This window comes from Hyalangium ruber (assembly GCF_034259325.1).
Taxonomy (GTDB): Bacteria; Myxococcota; Myxococcia; order Myxococcales; family Myxococcaceae; genus Hyalangium_A; species Hyalangium_A rubrum.
This window is the reverse complement of sequence record NZ_JAXIVS010000014.1, coordinates 174,727-190,708: the sequence shown is the minus strand read 5'-3', so window position 1 is coordinate 190,708 and position 15,982 is coordinate 174,727. Positions and strand designations below refer to the sequence as shown.

Annotated in this window: 16 protein-coding genes; 4 read left to right on the top strand and 12 right to left on the bottom strand. The window is 69.7% G+C overall.

The annotated features are described in order from the left end of the window. Nucleotides 1-19: 19 nt before the first annotated feature. Complete coding sequence (locus tag SYV04_RS33505) at nucleotides 20-484, bottom strand: hypothetical protein (RefSeq protein ID WP_321550066.1); 465 nt, start codon at nucleotides 482-484, stop codon at nucleotides 20-22. Between the two features lie 63 nt (nucleotides 485-547). Continuing rightward, nucleotides 548-4,000, bottom strand: a complete 3,453-nt coding sequence (locus tag SYV04_RS33500) for a GAF domain-containing protein (RefSeq protein ID WP_321550065.1) — start codon at nucleotides 3,998-4,000, stop codon at nucleotides 548-550. A gap of 422 nt (nucleotides 4,001-4,422) precedes the next feature. Between SYV04_RS33500 and SYV04_RS33495 the strand changes: the two genes are divergently transcribed. Then, nucleotides 4,423-5,178 (top strand): trypsin-like peptidase domain-containing protein, encoded by a 756-nt coding sequence (locus SYV04_RS33495; RefSeq protein WP_321550064.1) that lies wholly within the window; start codon nucleotides 4,423-4,425, stop codon nucleotides 5,176-5,178. After that, entirely contained in the window at nucleotides 5,159-6,058 is a 900-nt protein-coding gene (locus tag SYV04_RS33490) for a trypsin-like serine protease (RefSeq protein WP_321550063.1), read from the top strand. Before SYV04_RS33495 ends, SYV04_RS33490 begins: the two co-directional genes overlap by 20 nt. 15 nt (nucleotides 6,059-6,073) lie before the next feature. On the opposite strand, the gene SYV04_RS33485 is transcribed toward SYV04_RS33490, so the two are convergent. The 6 genes from SYV04_RS33485 to SYV04_RS33460 all read right to left on the bottom strand — a co-directional run bounded on the left by SYV04_RS33485 (nucleotide 6,074) and on the right by SYV04_RS33460 (nucleotide 11,654). Further along, nucleotides 6,074-7,057, bottom strand: coding sequence for a c-type cytochrome (locus SYV04_RS33485; protein WP_321550062.1), 984 nt, complete (start codon nucleotides 7,055-7,057; stop codon nucleotides 6,074-6,076). Continuing rightward, a complete protein-coding gene (locus tag SYV04_RS33480) occupies nucleotides 7,054-7,626 on the bottom strand; it encodes a cytochrome c oxidase subunit 3 (RefSeq protein ID WP_321550061.1) in 573 nt (190 codons plus the stop codon). The genes SYV04_RS33485 and SYV04_RS33480 overlap by 4 nt, the downstream gene beginning before the upstream one ends. Further along, entirely contained in the window at nucleotides 7,623-9,362 is a 1,740-nt protein-coding gene (locus tag SYV04_RS33475; protein ID WP_321550060.1) for a cytochrome c oxidase subunit I, read from the bottom strand. Before SYV04_RS33475 ends, SYV04_RS33480 begins: the two co-directional genes overlap by 4 nt. Then, on the bottom strand, nucleotides 9,359-10,120 hold the full coding sequence (locus SYV04_RS33470) for a cytochrome c oxidase subunit II (RefSeq protein WP_321550059.1): 762 nt from the start codon (nucleotides 10,118-10,120) through the stop codon (nucleotides 9,359-9,361). The genes SYV04_RS33475 and SYV04_RS33470 overlap by 4 nt, the downstream gene beginning before the upstream one ends. Further along, entirely contained in the window at nucleotides 10,120-10,377 is a 258-nt protein-coding gene (locus tag SYV04_RS33465; RefSeq protein ID WP_321550058.1) for a hypothetical protein, read from the bottom strand. The genes SYV04_RS33470 and SYV04_RS33465 overlap by 1 nt, the downstream gene beginning before the upstream one ends. A gap of 203 nt (nucleotides 10,378-10,580) precedes the next feature. Next, entirely contained in the window at nucleotides 10,581-11,654 is a 1,074-nt protein-coding gene (locus tag SYV04_RS33460; protein ID WP_321550057.1) for a sensor histidine kinase, read from the bottom strand. 194 nt (nucleotides 11,655-11,848) lie between these two features. Here SYV04_RS33460 and SYV04_RS33455 point away from each other — a divergent pair, with 194 nt between their 5' ends. Further along, nucleotides 11,849-12,505: an SCO family protein gene (locus tag SYV04_RS33455; RefSeq protein WP_321550056.1), complete on the top strand. Its 657-nt coding sequence runs from the start codon at nucleotides 11,849-11,851 to the stop codon at nucleotides 12,503-12,505. Between the two features lie 69 nt (nucleotides 12,506-12,574). On the opposite strand, the gene SYV04_RS33450 is transcribed toward SYV04_RS33455, so the two are convergent. Both SYV04_RS33450 and SYV04_RS33445 read right to left on the bottom strand, forming a co-directional pair. Next, the gene (locus SYV04_RS33450; protein ID WP_321550055.1) at nucleotides 12,575-13,024 is read right to left on the bottom strand and encodes a hypothetical protein; all 450 of its coding nucleotides are present in this window, start codon (nucleotides 13,022-13,024) and stop codon (nucleotides 12,575-12,577) included. A 107-nt stretch (nucleotides 13,025-13,131) separates the two neighbouring features. Continuing rightward, nucleotides 13,132-13,557 (bottom strand): hypothetical protein, encoded by a 426-nt coding sequence (locus SYV04_RS33445; RefSeq protein WP_321550054.1) that lies wholly within the window; start codon nucleotides 13,555-13,557, stop codon nucleotides 13,132-13,134. Nucleotides 13,558-13,700: 143 nt separating this feature from the next. On the opposite strand from SYV04_RS33445, the gene SYV04_RS33440 reads away from it, so the two are divergent. Beyond that, a complete protein-coding gene (locus SYV04_RS33440) occupies nucleotides 13,701-14,291 on the top strand; it encodes a putative ABC transporter permease (protein ID WP_321550053.1) in 591 nt (196 codons plus the stop codon). A gap of 227 nt (nucleotides 14,292-14,518) precedes the next feature. On the opposite strand, the gene sitI6 is transcribed toward SYV04_RS33440, so the two are convergent. Further along, nucleotides 14,519-15,244, bottom strand: a complete 726-nt coding sequence (gene sitI6 / locus SYV04_RS33435) for a SitI6 family double-CXXCG motif immunity protein (RefSeq protein ID WP_321550052.1) — start codon at nucleotides 15,242-15,244, stop codon at nucleotides 14,519-14,521. Next, nucleotides 15,241-15,969: a SitA6 family polymorphic toxin lipoprotein gene (gene sitA6 / locus SYV04_RS33430; RefSeq protein WP_321550051.1), complete on the bottom strand. Its 729-nt coding sequence runs from the start codon at nucleotides 15,967-15,969 to the stop codon at nucleotides 15,241-15,243. The genes sitI6 and sitA6 overlap by 4 nt, the downstream gene beginning before the upstream one ends. Nucleotides 15,970-15,982 lie beyond the last annotated feature (13 nt).

Here is a 15,982-nt window from a genome sequence, read left to right as displayed (position 1 = left end):
CCGAGGTTTCCTGCGTTCTTCAAGTCCTTGAAGAGACTCGGGTTTTCAGCGCCACGAGCGCGAACAGCCCGATCAGGAAGAGGGCTGGGGAGCCTCCTGCACCCGAGCAACCGGCCTCCTCCAGGGGTGCGATCAGCGGCTGAGCCAGTGGCGCCTCCCGAACCTCCCAGGCGTAGGCGGCGGGGCTGGGATCCACGAGCGCCTCGTCCACGAGCGCCCGGACCTCCAGGATGTGCGCTCCCGCGCTGATCCGCGCATACAGCCGGAGCACCCGCTCACACGGGTAGAAGCCATGCCCGTCCAGCCGGCACTCGAAGCGGGCCTTCGGGTCGTCCGACTCGAACTCAAACTCCGTCAGCCGGCTCTCCGTCACGCAGGGCGGGGCCCGCACGATGTGGGTCTCCGGCTGGGCGCTCGCCAGCCCCGGCAGCGCCAGCAACGCCACCGCGGCCAGCACCCGCCTTGCCTCTCCGTGTCCGCTCACGACACGACAGGGTAGGGAAGGGCGGCCCGCGAGCCTGTACCACTTCAGTGGTACGACTGAGGTTCAGGTGCTCGAGCTCGACTGCCCGTCCCGCGCCGCCAGCCGCGCCACGGACTCCACCAACGCCTCGGCCTCCAGCGGCTTGGCCATGTGGACCTGGAAGCCGGCGCGGTAGGCCCGGCGCGCGTCCTCCGCCCCCGCGTATGCCGTCAACGCGATGGCCGGAATCCACTGGTCCCTCGCCTCCGACCACTCGCGCACCCGCTTGAGCAGCGTGTGCCCGTCCTCGCCCGGCAGGCCGATGTCCGACACCAGCACGTCCGGCAACGAGGCCGTCAGGCTCTCCATCGCCTCGCGCGCGTTGGCCGTCGCCCGCACCTCCGCGCCGCGCTCCTTCAAGAGCAGGGTGATGAGCTCGCGCGCGTCCTCCGCGTCCTCCACCAACAACACCCGCACCCCGTCCAGCCGCGTCGCCTTCGCCGCCTCCGCCGAGGCCGCCCGCTCCGCCTCCGGCAGCAGCGCCGGCACCGGCAGTCGCACCGTGAAGGTGGAGCCCTGGCCCGGCCCCGGGCTCTGCGCCTCCACCGAGCCGCCGTGCAGCTCCACCAGGTGCCGGACGATGGCCAGCCCCAGCCCCAGCCCGCCGTGCTCCCGCGTGCTGCTGCCGTCCGCCTGCCAGAAGCGCTCGAAGAGGTGCGGCAGCGCCTCCGGCCGGATGCCCTGCCCGGTGTCCCGCACCCGCACCCGCCACTCGCCCTCCCCGCGCTCCACCCGCACCTCCACCCGCCCGCCCTCCTGGGTGAACTTCACCGCGTTGGCCAGCAGGTTCCAGAACACCTGCTGCAGCCGCCCCGGGTCTCCCGTCACCAGCCCCACCCCCGGCGCCACCTCCACCGAGAGCGAGACTTCCTTCTGGTCGGCGCGCGGCCGCACCACCTCCACCGCCGCCTGCACCACCCCCGCCAGCTCCACCGCCTTGCGGTGCAGCGTCAGCTTCCCCGTGAGGATGCGCGAGACGTCCAGCACGTCCTCAATCAGCTGCGCCAGCGAGCGCGCGTTGCGCTCGATGACCTCCAGCCCCTTCTCCCGCACCGCCGAGTCGTCCTTGCGGCTGCGCAACATCTGCGTCCAGCCCAGCACCGCCGTCAGCGGCGTGCGCAGCTCGTGGCTCATCACCGCCAGGAATTCGTCCTTGGCCCGGTTGGCCGCCTGGGACTCCGCCATCAGCCGCGCGTTCTCGATGGCCACCGAGGACAGGCGCGCCAGCTGCACCAGGATGGCCTCGTCCTCCGCGTTGAACTCGCCCTCGTACCGGTCCGACAGCTGGATGAGGCCCAGGTTGCGCCCGTTGCGCCCGATCAACGGCACCGCCAGCCACCCGCGCATGGGCGGGTGCTCGGCCGCGTGCGCGCCGAAGCCTCGCCACTTCGGGTGTGCCTCCAGCTCCTCCTGCGTCATCCGCAGCGAGCGGTTGGTGCGGCACACCTCCATATAGATGCCCGCACCGTTCGGAGGCACCGCGTACCCGTTCCACGCCCGGTACTTGTCCGACAGCGAGACGGAGTTGATGGTCTGCGTCCCGTCCTCGCTCGTCGTCAGGCTGGTGACCGACTGGTGCGCGCCGATGAGCGCTCGCGCCTGCTCCGTCGTCACCTGGAGCACCGCGTCCAGCGAGGCCGCCTGTCCAATCGCCAGCGACGCCTTCGCCAGCCCCTCGAGCTGGGTGCGGTGGCGCTGCTCCTGCGCCAAAAGCCGCTCGCGCTCCGCCGCGTCCTCGTGCTGCCGCGTCACGTCGCGGTGGATGCCCACCCACTCGCGCACCGTCCCGTCCAGCTCCAACACCGGCACCGCGCGCATCTGCATGTGCCGGTACACCCCGTCCTGCCGCCGCAGCCGCACCTCGCTCTGCAGCGAGGCCCCCGCCCGCACCGACTCGCGCCAGGCCCGCTCGATGAGGTCGCGGTCCTCCGGGTGTACCGCCTGCAGCCAGCCCCAGCCCAGCAGCGCCTCGCGACGCTGCCCCGTGAAGGCCCGCCAGCCCGGCTGATCCGAGTCGAAGACGCCCGAGGGTGGCATGTCCCAGATGATCTCCGAGGTGGCGGTGAGGAACGCGCGGAAGCGCTCCTCGCTGCGCGCCATGTCCCGCAGCAGCTCCTCCACCGTGCGCCGCCCCAGCACCTGATCCGTCACGTCGAAGGCGAACGAGGCGATGCCCTCCACCTTGCCTTCGGCGTCCCGCAGCGGCTGGTACACGAAGTCGAAGAACGTCTCCGGCAGCACGTCGCTCGGCTGCCCGTTGAAGCGCAGCGGGACTTCCTTGCCGATGAACGGCTCGCCGCTCGTGTACACCCGGTCCATCAGCTCGAAGAAGCCCTGGCCCGCCATCTCCGGCAGGGCCTCGCGCACCGTGAGCCCCGTCAAATCCCTGCCGCCCATGAGCTGGCGGTGGCGCGGGTTGCAGAGCACGAAGCGGTGCTCGGCGCCTCGGGTGACGGACATCACCGCCGGCACCCGCATCACCAGGTCCTCCAGCCGCGCGCGCTGGGCCTCCACCTCGGAGAGCAGCCGAGCGCGCTCCATCGCCAGCGCGCAGTGGCGCACCAGCGCCAGCAGGAACTCGCGGTCATCGCCCGAGAAGGCCCGGGGCTCGGGGAAGCCCAGCGCCAGCACCGCCAGCACCCGCCCCTCCACCACCATGGGCAGGCTCGCCACCGAGCGGGCGGCCGTCTTCTCCAGCAGGATCGACAACAGCTTCGGGTAGCGCGCGCCCAGCGCCTCGGGGGACTCCAGCCACTCGGGCTCGGCCGTGCGCCACGCCGTGGACACCGGCAGCGGGGCATCCACGGGCAACAGGGGGTGGTCCTGCACCAGCTGCCGAGGCAGGCCGCGCCAGGCCACCACGCGCAGCATCCGACCCTCTTCCACCGGCAGGCCCACCAGGGCCAAGTTCGCGCCCACCGCGGACATGATGCGCTCGATGGCCGCGGACATGACTTCCTCGGGCGAGCGCGCGGCGGCCAGCTGCGCGGTGAGCTCCTGCAGGCGCACGAGCCGGTGCGCGGCGCGCTCGGCGTCCTCTCGCGAGGAGCGCTCGGCGTTCAGCAGGCGCAGTCGCTCCACCTCCGCCTGGCGCAGGTCGGTGATGTCGCGCACGAAGATGACGAGCCCCTCGGAGGAGGGGAAGGCCCGCGCCTCGTACCAGGCATCCGCGGGCGCGAAGTAGTCGCTCACCGTGGTGCGCTGGCCCGTGGCCGCCGTCTCGTGGAAGGCCTTGGCGAACGGGGTGTCGAGCAGCTGCGGGACTTCGGCCCACAGCTCCCGGCCGAGCGCCTTCTCTCGCGGGCGGCCCGACACCTTCTCGGCCACCGCGTTGAGGTAGGTGATGCGCCAGTCGCGATCCACCACGACGATGCCGTCGGTGACGCTGTCCAGCAGCGGGGCGAACTTCGGATCACCGCCCTGGGGAGACCCGGCGCCTGCCTGCGGCGGAACTGGAGGCTCGAGCGGGACCCTCATGGTGGCATCATCTGCTGTAGCAGAGTCGGAGAGATAGGAGGTGGATGCGACGTGCGAACTGTCCAGCAGGGACACGCCTTCCCGCTCGCTGGGGGATTCCCCGCCTGCTCCAATGTGGTACGGGCTGCCGGGCTTGCGTACCGGGTGGCAGGATGCAGGTAAGGGTCTGGGGGCTGCGGAGCCTAGAATTCGCCAGCCTGGCGGCAATCCATCGAGAGAATCGAATCCTCCGAGCCCTCCGGATGCTCCATCGCTCCACGCTGCTGGCCCTGCTCCCTCTGCTCATCTCGCCGTTCCTTGCCTGCAGCGGATGCTCCGATGGGACCACTCCCTCCCCGAGCCGCGCGGTGGAGTCCCCCCGTGGCGGGAGTATCCCAGAGACTTCGGTGGAGCCGCCAGCGATCGAAAGGTCCTCCGAGGGCATGGAGTTGCAGCCTCTGGACAGGCAGGTGTTCCTGGCCGCGGGGACCTTGGATGAGGGCAATCGGTACGCCTCCACGGTCCTGGTGACGGTGGATGAGCCGCTGCTGGGGACGATCTGCAGCGGTGTTCTCCTCGATTCGCGCGTGGTCCTCACCGCAGGGCACTGCGTGTGTCCTCGGCGGAAGGGGTCCGAGGGGTTCCGGATCGACGCGTCCGCTTGTGTGAAGACCGCCTCCGTGACGACGGTCACCTATGAGCCGGCGAAGGCTCGGCACATGTCGAATGCTCGCACCCACGTCTATGACGGCGCGGTTCGTCCGCACCCGGAGCTGGAGATCCTCTTCGACGCACAGGCCCGTGTGGTGTCGGGTCGTGCGGATCTCGCGGTCATCACGCTGGACTCGCCTGTCGAGGGCTTGCGTCCGGACATCGCCCTGGCGGACTCCGAGGTCCAGCTCAACGAGGCGCTCGTCATGGCGGGTTACGGTCACGACCCGCGCTTCGGAGGAATCTTCGGGGCTCGGTACTTTCGCCAGAATACGGTTACCCGGGTACCCACGCCTCATGGCGGACGACTGCTCTTCGAGCAGCGTGGGACCTATCTCTACAACGGCTTTCCTGGTGGGCCGTGCTTCCGTGAGGGGGAGAGCGGTCGCTGGCTTGTCGGTATCACCAGTGTGGGAACGGACACGGAGCTCTCACTGACGAGCACCTACTTCCACCGGGATTGGATCCATGCCGCGCTTCGGAAATGAAGTCCTTCGGCCTCCCGCGCTTCTGTTGACGCTGCTGGTCCTCTGCGGTGGGTGCGCGGCAAACACCGCTGTTCCGGAAGGCGATGACCATCTGTTCCTGCTGGGTGGCCGGATCGATGTCGACAACCGGTTTGCCTCCACGGTCCTTGTCACTCCGGACGGTCCCCTGGGGATGTGCAGCGGCATGCTCATCGCGCCTCGCCTCGTCCTGACAGCGGGTCACTGTGTCTGCATGAAGCGCAAGGCGATCGGCAACCGCGACTCGGCCAACCTCGTCATCGACGCCACGGACTGCTCGGCCACTGCCACCGTGACCACGGTCCTCTACGAATCCACCCGGGGCCGAAGCGCCAGGAGAGAACCCGCGAGCGTACGCACCGTCGCTCAACGCCCGCAGAGCTATAGCGGCAAGGTCCGGCCTCATCCTGAGCTCAAGATCCTGCTCGGCGAACGCAACCCACGCGAACACGTGGTGTCCACCCGCGCCGACCTCGCCGTCATCCTCCTGGATGAGCCCGTCGAAGGCTCGTTCCCGGAAGTTTCGCTCGCGACCTCCCAGGCCCAGCCCGACGAGTCCCTGGTCCTGGTCGGCTATGGCCTGGACAAGACCGAGGAAGGGGAAGGCGTGGCGGGCTTCCGCCGCTTTGGGCGGAACACCGTCACCTATGCCGAAGGTGAGTTCGTCACCCTCGGGCAGCCAGGAACCCATACCTACCAGGGAGACAGCGGTGGGCCTTGCCTCCGCGAGAGCGACAAGGGCCACTGGCTCGTCGGAATTTCGAGCAGGGGAACTGGCAAGGTGTCGAGGTTCACCAGCACGCATGCCTACCGGGCCTGGCTCATCGAGCAGATCCAGTCAGCCAGGCGCACGGCTCCGTAAGCGTCCCTGCGCGGGTTACTTCGCTGGTGCGAGCAGGCGTTCCTTCAGCGCGCGGCCCTCGGAGGTGTCTCGCAGGTTCACCAGCGTCTGTACGTAGTAGGTGAGCGCCCAGAGGTTCTCTTCGGGGATCGCTCCCTTCCATGTCGGCATCGCGGCTCCGCCCACTCCCGCCGCGATGACTCGATACAGATCCTCTCGCTGCCGCTGCGGCGTGTAGTCCGTGTCCTCTACCTCTTCGCCCAGCGGCCAGACCGTTCGCAGCTTGTGCTGGAGGAAGTCTGGCGGCAGCACCTTGGCCAGCTGCGTCGGCTCTCCCTTCGCATCCACCGCCACCGCGTAGTCCGAGTCCCTCGCCTGCGGCGTGTACAGGTCCGCCTTGCTCAGGTTCACCTTGCGCCCCGTCAGCCGCTCCGTCAGCGACTCCAGTTCCGCTCGCGGCAGATAGGAGATGTGGCAGCCCGAGCACCCCGCGTACCCCACTCCCGCCACGTGGTACACCGCCTGCCCTCGCTCCACTGCCTCCGCCTCGCGCCCCTTCCACGGGTCTGGCGATACTTCCAGCGGCTTGCCCGGTGCCTCCTCGCGCCAGCGCGGACTGAAGGTCTTCAGGTACTGCACCACCGCCTCCACGTCCGCCGCCGGTACGTCCCACGCCAGCATCGGTGTGCCGTGCAGTCCTCGCCGCAAGGTGCGCTTCAGCGCTTCGTCCGTCGGCAGCTCGCCCACCGCCACGTCCCCGAACTTGAACAGCCCCTGTCGGAAGCTCCTCGGCGGCGGCCGCATCCCCACCGCCGTGGGCCCCTGCCCATCCCCTCGCTCGCCGTGGCAGGAGATGCAGTAGTACGTGTAAACGTCCCGCCCGCGCTCCAGCGTCTCCGCCGTCAGCGTGCGCCCGTCTCCCAGCTTCAGTGGCTCGAGCTTCGGTTCCTTGGAACGACAGCCCGCCGTCACCACCGTGAGCAGCGCCAGCGCCGTGAGCAGCCCGTGTCTCGCGTTCATGGCAGGTACACCGCCCCGTAGAAGAGCCATCCCGTACACGTCACGAAGTGCCAGTAGAGCCCCCACAGGCGCAAGGGCTGGGTGTTGCTCTTCCCCCGATGGAGCGCCACCGCGACTCCCGTCAGCCCCACCAGTCCCACCAGCGCGTGCGTCGCGTGTATCCCCATCAGCCCATAGAAGGCGGAGGCCTGCGCTCCTCCCGATGGGAGCCGCAAGCCCGCTTCCCAGAGCGTTCTCGCCAGCCCCGCCTGAAGGCCCAGGAAGGCCGCGCCCAGTCCGAGGGCTCCCCCCACGTACCGCAGCAGGGCCGCGCCCCGCGTGTCCGGTGCTCGTCGCAGGCGCTGGAGCGCGGCGTGCATCAGCGCGCTTCCCCCTACCAAGAGGAGGAGGTTCAGCGCCGGCAGGAGCCTCGGCAGCGAGAGCGTCCCCTCCGAGGGCCACGGCTCACGCATCCGCAAGTAGCCCACCGTGAACGCCAGCGCCGCGAAGAGCATCGTCCACGCGCCCAGCCCCACCACCACTCCGAACCACTGTGTCTCGGCGTCTGCCTGGGAGGCCGTGGGCTTCATCCCGCGCCTCCCAGCGCTGGCTGCGCCTCGGGTGTCGATGCCTTCGACTCCTCGGGCAGCGCCTCCGCCTGGCCGATCCAGTCACGCCCCAGCCGCTCGTATACCTCCGGCTGCGAGAGCTCGTGCGGCCCTCGCAGCACCTCCGGCACCTCGGCGTAGTTGTCCTCCGGCGGCGGGCTCGGCGCGCATGTCCACTCCAGCGTCCCCACCTGCCAGGGGTTCGCCTCCGCCACTCGCCCTCGCCTCAGCGTCCACACCAGGTTCACCACGAACAACAGCTGCGCCGAGCCCAGCGCGAACGCCGCCACGCTCGTCCACTGGTTCAGCGACAACAGGTGCTTCAGGAACGTGTACTGGTACGGGTCATACAGCCGCCGCAGTTGCCCCGCGTACCCCGCCATCAACTGCCCGCCGAACACCGCCACGAAGAGCACCGCGCTCGACACCACGTGCCCCATCGCCAGCCCTGTGTGCAGGTGCCTGCCGAACATCTTCGGGAACCAGAAGTACAGCCCCGCGAACACCGCCAGGAAGCTCGCCGCCGCCATCGTCAGGTGGAAGTGTCCCACCACCCACATCGTCCCGTGCAGCGGGATGTCCGTCGCCACCGCTCCCAGCGCCAAGCCCGACAGCCCTCCCAGCCCGAACACCACCATCGTCCCCAACGCCGCCACCATCGGCACCGTCAGCCGCACGCTCCCGCGCCACACCGTCATCAGCCAGTTGAGGAACATCACCATCGCCGGCAGCGAGATGATCAGCGTCAGCGTCATGAACGCTCGCCCCATCATCGGCGCCATGCCGCTGGTGAAGAGGTGGTGCGCGTACACCAGCCCCGACAGCCCCGTCACCGCCCCCATCGCCACCACCGTGCCCCGGTACCCGTGCGCCCGCTTGCGGCTGAAGAACGCCACGAAGTCCCCCACCATCCCCCACGCCGGCAGGATGAGGATGTAGACCTCCGGGTGTCCGAACATCCAGAACAGGTGCTGGTACAGCAGCGGGTCTCCCCCTCCGCCCGTCACCGCCGCGCCCGCCATGAAGAAGCGCGTGCCCACCACCCGGTCCATCAACACCAGCCCCGTCGCCACCGCCACCACTGGCACGAACAGCAGGTTCAACACCGAGGTGAAGAACAGCCCCCACACCGTTAGCGGCAGCCGCCCCCACCCCATCCCCGGCGCCCGGCACCGCACCACCGTCACCACGAAGTTCACCGCGCCCAGGAACGACGACACCGCCGCGCACACCACCCCCACCATCACCAGTGTCTGTCCGACTCCCGGTGTGAAGACGTGCGCCGCCGACAGCGGCGGATAGCTCGTCCACCCCGCGCTCGCCGTCCCCAGCCGCACCCCGAACGACACCAGCACCAGCGCCCCGCCCGCCGCGAACACCCGGAAGCTCCACGCCGACAGCCGCGGGAACGCCATCCCCCGCGCGCCCACCGCCAGCGGAATCACGAAGTGGCCCAGCGCTCCGATGAGCAACGGGGTGATGGCGAAGAACACCATCACCAGCCCGTGCATCGTGAACAGGCCCGTGTACGCCGGCGGCGTGAGCGCTCCGCCCGACTCCGGCAGCGCCCACCCCAGCCCTGGCACCGGCCTCCCCGGCCAGCCCCACTGCCAGCGGATGAGCATCGCCATCAGCCCGCCCACGCCCAGAAACCCCAGCCCCGCCCAGAGGTAGGCCCGCGCCACCACCTTGTGGTCCGTGGAGAGCAACGCCTTCATGGCGCCTCCTTCCACGCCCAGCCCCAGTGGGCCGCCGAGTCCGCCGCGTCATACGCCCGCGTCGCCTGCCGGCTCGCCTCGCGCAGCCACGCCCGGTACGCCTCGGGCGCCATCACCGTCAGCGTGCCCCGCATCTTGTAGTGGCTCGTGCCGCAGTGCTGGTAGCACGCCACCTCCCACGTGCCCTCGCGCGCCGCCTGGAACCACGTCTGGTTCACCCTTCCCGGCACCGCGTCCAGCTTCACCCGGAAGTTCGGCAGCGCCAGCCCATGCACCACGTCCGTCGAGGACAGTTGCACCCAGACGGGCACCCCCACCGGCACCCGCACGTCGCTCCACGTCACCACGTCGTCCGCCGTGCCGAAGCGCCCGTCCTCTCCCGCGTAGCGCGCCTCCCACGTCCACTGGCGCGCGTTCACCTCCAGCCGCACCGTGTCCGGGTGCTTCACCGGCACCTCGAAGTTCCACAGCACCTCGTCCACGTACCCCAGCGAGCGCACGAAGAGCGTGCCGTCCACCACCCCGAACGTCACCAGCGCCAGCGCCAGCACCAGCGTCCGGCTGCGCCGCGTGCCTCCGTCCGCCGCCGCCCGCCGCGCCTTGTGGAAGCGCCACACCGCCAGCGCCAACCACCCCAACACCACCAGCGCCAGCAGCCCCTCGAGCCGGTGGTTCGTCGCCAGCAGCGCGTCGATGCGATGGCCGTGCGCGCTCGCGTCCTCGGGCAGCGCCAACGTGCGTCCCGAGGCGGCGTCCATCACCGGCCCCTCTTCGCGTCACCTCGTGCCGCCCGCCACGCGGCCCACACCCCCAACGCCACCAGCAGGAAGGGCAACAGCAACATGCCCCCCACGAGCAGGGCCGAGCGCCCCGTCGACTCCGGCGCCCGCTCCGCGCACGTCGGGCACGCCAGCGCCCACGCCGGCGCCAGCACCAACGCCACGCCCAGCAGCCCCGCCAGCCGCGCCATGCCGCGCGCCCAGGCCCGCCGCACCGCCCGCGCACGCGGACTCACGTCGGCCCGGGCCCTCTTCCGAGCAGGGGCGACAGGACGGACAGCAGGGCTGGGACGAAGGCAGGGCATCGGCGGACCCTTATCGGGTAGCACGCGCGTTGGGCCCTCTCAAGCGGACTCGCGGCCCTCGCGCTCCGGGGCGATGGCCCGCCTGCCCGCCCGCGCCCGGGTGACTCGAGGCCTCTCGCCTGCCCTCGGCGCGCTCACGCCGAGGCGGACAAGCTCGCTTCGTGCCGCTCCACGCCGGGCTCCCGCTCGACCGTCACCTCCGGGGCCACCCTCAGGCTCACCCGGAACGTCGAGCCCCGCCCCGGGGTGCTCTCCACGTGAATCTCCCCGCCGTATGAGCGGATGATGCCGTGGCACACCGAGAGTCCCAGCCCCGTGCCCTCGCCCACCGGCTTGGTGGTGAAGAACGGATCGAAGATGCGCTCCAGGTTCTCCGGCGCGATTCCACACCCCGTGTCACTCACCTCCACCACCACCCGCTCGGCCCCCTGCCGCCGCGCCACCACCCGCACCGCGTGCTCCTCCACCTTCCCCTTCGGAATCGCCTGCGCCGCGTTCAGCAGCAGGTTGAGGAACACCTGCCCCAGCCGCGCCTCGCTGCCGAGGACCCACGGCACCTCGTTGAGCGCCTCCACCAGCCGCGCCCGCCGCCCCACCTCGTGCGCCGCCAGCTTCATCGCCCGCCGCAGCACCGCCTCCAGGTCCACCCGCCCGCTGCTCACCTCGTCCGGCCGCGACAGCATCTTCAAGTCCTGGACGATGACGCGCACCCGCTCGGCCCCCTCGCGCGCGTCCGCCACCGCCGTGAGCAGCTCGGCGCGCTCCTCCTCCGAGGGCGCGCCCTTCGTGCGGTTCAGCTCCTTGTGCAGGTAGTGCAGGTTGCTGAGCACGTAGGCCAGCGGGTTGTTGATTTCATGCCCCACCCCCGCCGCCAGCTGCCCCATGGAGGCCAGCCGGTCGGCGAACACCAGCTGCGCCTGCGTGGCCTGCAGCCGGCGCAGGCTGTCGGCCAGCTGCGCGTTGGCCACCTCAAGCTGCGCGGTGCGGGTGCGCACCGTCTCCTCCGCCGCCCGCAGCCCGCGCAGCTCCTGGTACACCGGCCGGAAGAGGAGGAACGCTCCCACCGCCAGCACCGCCAGCACTCCCAGCGACAGGCCCACCGACAGCCCGCCGCCCGGCGCCGGGCCGGCGCGCAGCTGCAGGACCAGGGCCGTGACGAGACTGCTCGCCACCGCTCCCAAGAGCACCATCCTCGCGCGAATCGTCATCGCCGCCCTCCCCTGGAACCGCTTCGGGCAAGGCAGTCGTAGGCCATCTCGACCCCCCCGGGGACTTCAGAAGGCAGCGACTGTGCGGCAGTGGTCAGCCGGCCGGCCAGGCACGGCGCCCGCCCTCGCCGCGCGGTGCGTCAACCGTTCACTTGTACTCCCCCGCCACATCCGTTACGTCCCGAGCCCACGCCATGGCCGCCGATACCCCCGCCGCCCTCCCCGCCCGGACGCCTTCGCCGCTCACCCGCCACCCCGCCTTCTGGGCCGCCCTCACCGTGCTGCTGCTCGGCCTGGGCACGGTGGCCTTTGGCGTGCTGCGCGCCCGCTCCGCCCCCCTGCCCGAGCTGGACGCCCTGCCTGACTTCACCTTCACCCGTGAGAGTGGGCAGCCCTGGGGCCTGGCCCAGCTCCGGGGCAAGCCCTTCGTCGCCAACTTCATCTTCACCCGCTGCCCCACCGTCTGCCCGGCCTTCACCCGCCGCATGGCCCACCTCCAGAAGGAGACGGAGGCCTACGGCCCGGCGCTGCAGCTCGTCTCCTTCTCGGTGGACCCCACCTACGACACCCCCGAGCGCCTGGCCGAGTACGCCCAGCGCCACGGCGCCAACGCCGCCCGCTGGAGCTTCCTCACTGGCGACTACGAGCGGCTCAAGGACACCGTCGTCAACAGCTTCAAGATTTCCATGGGCCGAGAGAACATGGACGAGGCCGACGTGATGGGCATCTTCCACGGCAACCACTTCGTGCTGGTGGACGCGACCGGGAAGATTCGCGGCTACTACGACAGCGCGGATGACGAGGCCTTCTCGCGGCTGCTGCGGGACGTCCACACGCTGGCAAACCCTTGAAATGACGAAGGGCCAGCCCCTGTTTCTGGGACCGGCCCTCGTCATGCCATCAGCCCGTGAGGGCGAGGACTAGTTGACCATCTGGCCCTGCGCGTACGCCATCTGGTTCTGGAAGTTCGACTGCGCCTGGGGGTTGTTGAGCGCGCCGACCTGGTTGGACACGCCCTGGATGGTCTCCGCCCAGTCGGCGATCTTCTTCACCGTGGGCAGCGCCTTGCTCACCAGGCCCACCACGGCGTTGACCGGACCGGACAGCCACGAGGCGGCGCCGTCGATGGCCTTGTCGGCGATGGGGCCCAGGACCTTGTCCAGGCCGAAGGGCAGGTTCTTCAGCGCGCCGCCGACCAGATCCTTCACCGGCTTGGTGATGGCCTCCATCGGCTTGCTGAGGAAGCTCATGGCCTTCTCGGCCACGCTGACAACGCCGCTGGCGACTTCCTTCACCTTGCCAGCCACATCGCCAACGGTCTTCGCGGCCTTCTCAACGAACTTCGTAGCGGCCTCGACGATCTTGCCCATGATTTGACTCTCTTTCGGAAGGTTTAAGTAGGGTGAGGGTACAAAGAGATTGTCGGGGGGTAGGTAAAAAGGTTTCCTCCCCGAGTTTCTTTTTTGATCGGCCGGCCCTAGGCCTTGCCCCCATTGCCCTTCTTGACCTGATCCTGCAGCGACGGATCAGCCTTCAGCCCCTCGCTGCTGCCCGCGCCGCCCGTGAGCGAGGGCCCCTTGGCGGCCTTGCCCTGGGAGAACTCCGACTTCTCGTACTCCTCGTTGACGCCCATCTCGCCGCGGGCGGCCTTGGTCAGCAGCTTGGCGGCCTCTTCGTTGGTGAGCGTCTTGAAGCCGGCGGCGTGGAGCTCCTCGTCCTCCACCACCTTGATCATCGGCTGCTTGTCCTTGTCCTGGGCGTACTCGAGGACGAGCTCCACGTACGCCTCCAGCTCCATGCCCACCGCCTTGGCGATCCGCTTGGTGTCGGGATCCTTGAGCAGCTCGGCGCGAACCACCTCGACGGGACGCTTGAGGCCGCGCTTGGGAGTGTCCTGGGACATGGCTTTTGACTCCGGGCGAAACGAGTAGGGGCGAACAGTCTGCCCGGGAATTCCTTTTTGGCGCAAGTTTGCCGGGAGGTACACCTTGCGGTGTTCCGGGGTGGGAACCCATTTTCCTCTCAAGGTTCGAGGGGAGGCCTGGGATGAGCGGCGGGCGCGATGGGAGCACGGGGCAGGCGGGGGGGGTCGGGCAGCAACTGAGCCCCCTGGCGCGCTTCGTCGTCTACGGGCTGGTGGGTTGGTGCATCGAGTGCCTCTTCACCTCGGTGGTGGATCTGGCCACGGGGGCGGGGGACATCCGGCTGCGCGGCTATTCGTACCTGTGGATGCACCCCATCTGGGGGGCAGGACTTCTGTTGGGTGAGCGGTTGGTGGTGGTGATGCAGCGGGCGGGGATGTCGCGGTTGATGCGGGCCTCGGTGGGCATGCTGGTGTGCTTCGCGGTGGAGTACGTCACCGGGGCGGTGCTGGTGGCCGTGCTGGGGGTTTGTCCCTGGGACTACTCGGCCTCGTGGTTCAGCGTGCAGGGGTTGATCCGCCTGGACTATGCGCCCTTCTGGTTTGGGTGTGCGCTGATGTGCGAGCCGCTGTTTGGGCTCGTGCGGCGGGTGCGGATGGGCACGGGGGAGCCGGAGCCCGAGGTCGACGCCGAGCTTCGGCCGCTGTGGCCGGGGAGGGAGCCACAGGCGGCCGCCAGTACTCCCGCATCATTATATGCGGGCCGCGCACCCTAGGGTGTAGGGCACGGGCGCACATTCTCGGGGTACAGGTCGCGGGTCCCTCGTCTCGGCGCGGGGCCCCCCGTCAGCGGACGGGTCCTCCCGCGCCGGCCGTCCCGCTCTCCCTGGGCCCGCGGCCACGGGGGTTTCACCGATTCGAGGACATGCTCTGGGCGCGCTCTGGCCGAACCTGTCTGGTTGTCTGACAGGTTTGGGGGGCACGCCCTTTGACAGGGTCGGAACTACCGGGCCTCCAGTTCTCGGAACAGCACTCCATCCAGTTCCAGCCGTGTCACCGCCTCCGCCATGCGCTCGCTGGCGAGGATGACCGTGGACGCATCGGCCAGCCGGAACACGTCCAGATCCGTGGGCAACGAGGCCGCGGCCAAGATGGGAGGCTCCGGGAGGCTGTGGCCCCTGTCCCGCCCGCACGTGGCGCACGGCGGCTCGTGGTTCTTCGACAGGCAGTCCGGGTGGAGCTGGCCGCGCGACTCGAGCTGCAGGTCCATCAGCTCAGGGGGGCGTTTCACACGGAAGCGCACGTTGAGTGGGCCCCCGTGAAGGCCTCGCAGCCCTAAGGCCTGCAACCGCTCCAGCGCTTCGCGGCGCATGCAGAGCGACCAGGAGTTCTGCATGAAGAGCTGGCCGAAGTGGCCGGAGCCCGTCCCCGTCAACGGACCAAATACGGTTCCTGACTCCAGGACCGCACCCGGGGGAGCCAGCGGACGCACCCGCTCGCGCAACCGGGTGAACTCCTCCGCCGACACGGGCCACGGATCGAAGAGCTTCTTTTGCTCCTCTTCCGGTAGGCCCGAGAGGTCCACGCAGGGGTACTGCGCCGCCGAAATCGTCGCGCCAAGCCCGCAGGCCTCGCAGGGCTGGATGCCTGGCAACACCCACCTGTGCGCGGCGTGCAGATCGCCGGTGTACCGAGCGGCCCTGTCTTCGCGGAGCCGATAGAACTTCATGGGGCGAACATCTGGGGCCCGGGCGGGACGAGCGAGTGACCGTACGGCACGATGGGCCCCACGATATCGAAGCGGTAGGCCAGCTCGAAGGCCTTGGCCAGCAACTCCTCGTTCTTGTAACGGCGCGTGGGGCTGGCGTCCCGGAACTCTCGCCAGGCCTGATTCCAGAGCCCGCCTCGCGCCGAGCCACTGTGGATGCGCCAGTGGATGTGCTCGGGGATGAGCATCGTCCAGTCGTGGACGTTGACGCCTTGAGCCCTGAACCACGTGGCGAGGTCAGGAGCCTGGGGGAACAGGTGGTGCTTGACCAACTTGCCTTCGAGTCTCGGGAAGGCCGGGAGAAAGCCATCTCGGTACCTGAAGTGGAAGGCCATTCGGGGTTTGGCCCCCTTCCGAAGGCCCGTGTTCCTCCAGTTGCGCGAGGTCCCGGGCCCACGCAGCGAAGGCCTCGCTCCACCACCGCGCGCCAGCTCCGCACCGTGAGCAAGGGAGGCTCGCGCTCCCGCCGTCGAGTCGATGTCCTGGCAGCTGAACGCACCGCACTCTCCCTGCTCACCATCGCACGCCAGCACGATGCATTGGTCAGCACCTGGATCCTCGCATTCGCTGGCCTCAGCCGACTGAACTTCCGCCCATGCGCGCGTGCTGGGCGCCGAGGTACCGCACCCATGAAGAAGCAGCGCTACGAGGAAGAGCTGGACCAGGAACGAGAGAGGCCTTCGCATCGTGGCGCGGACT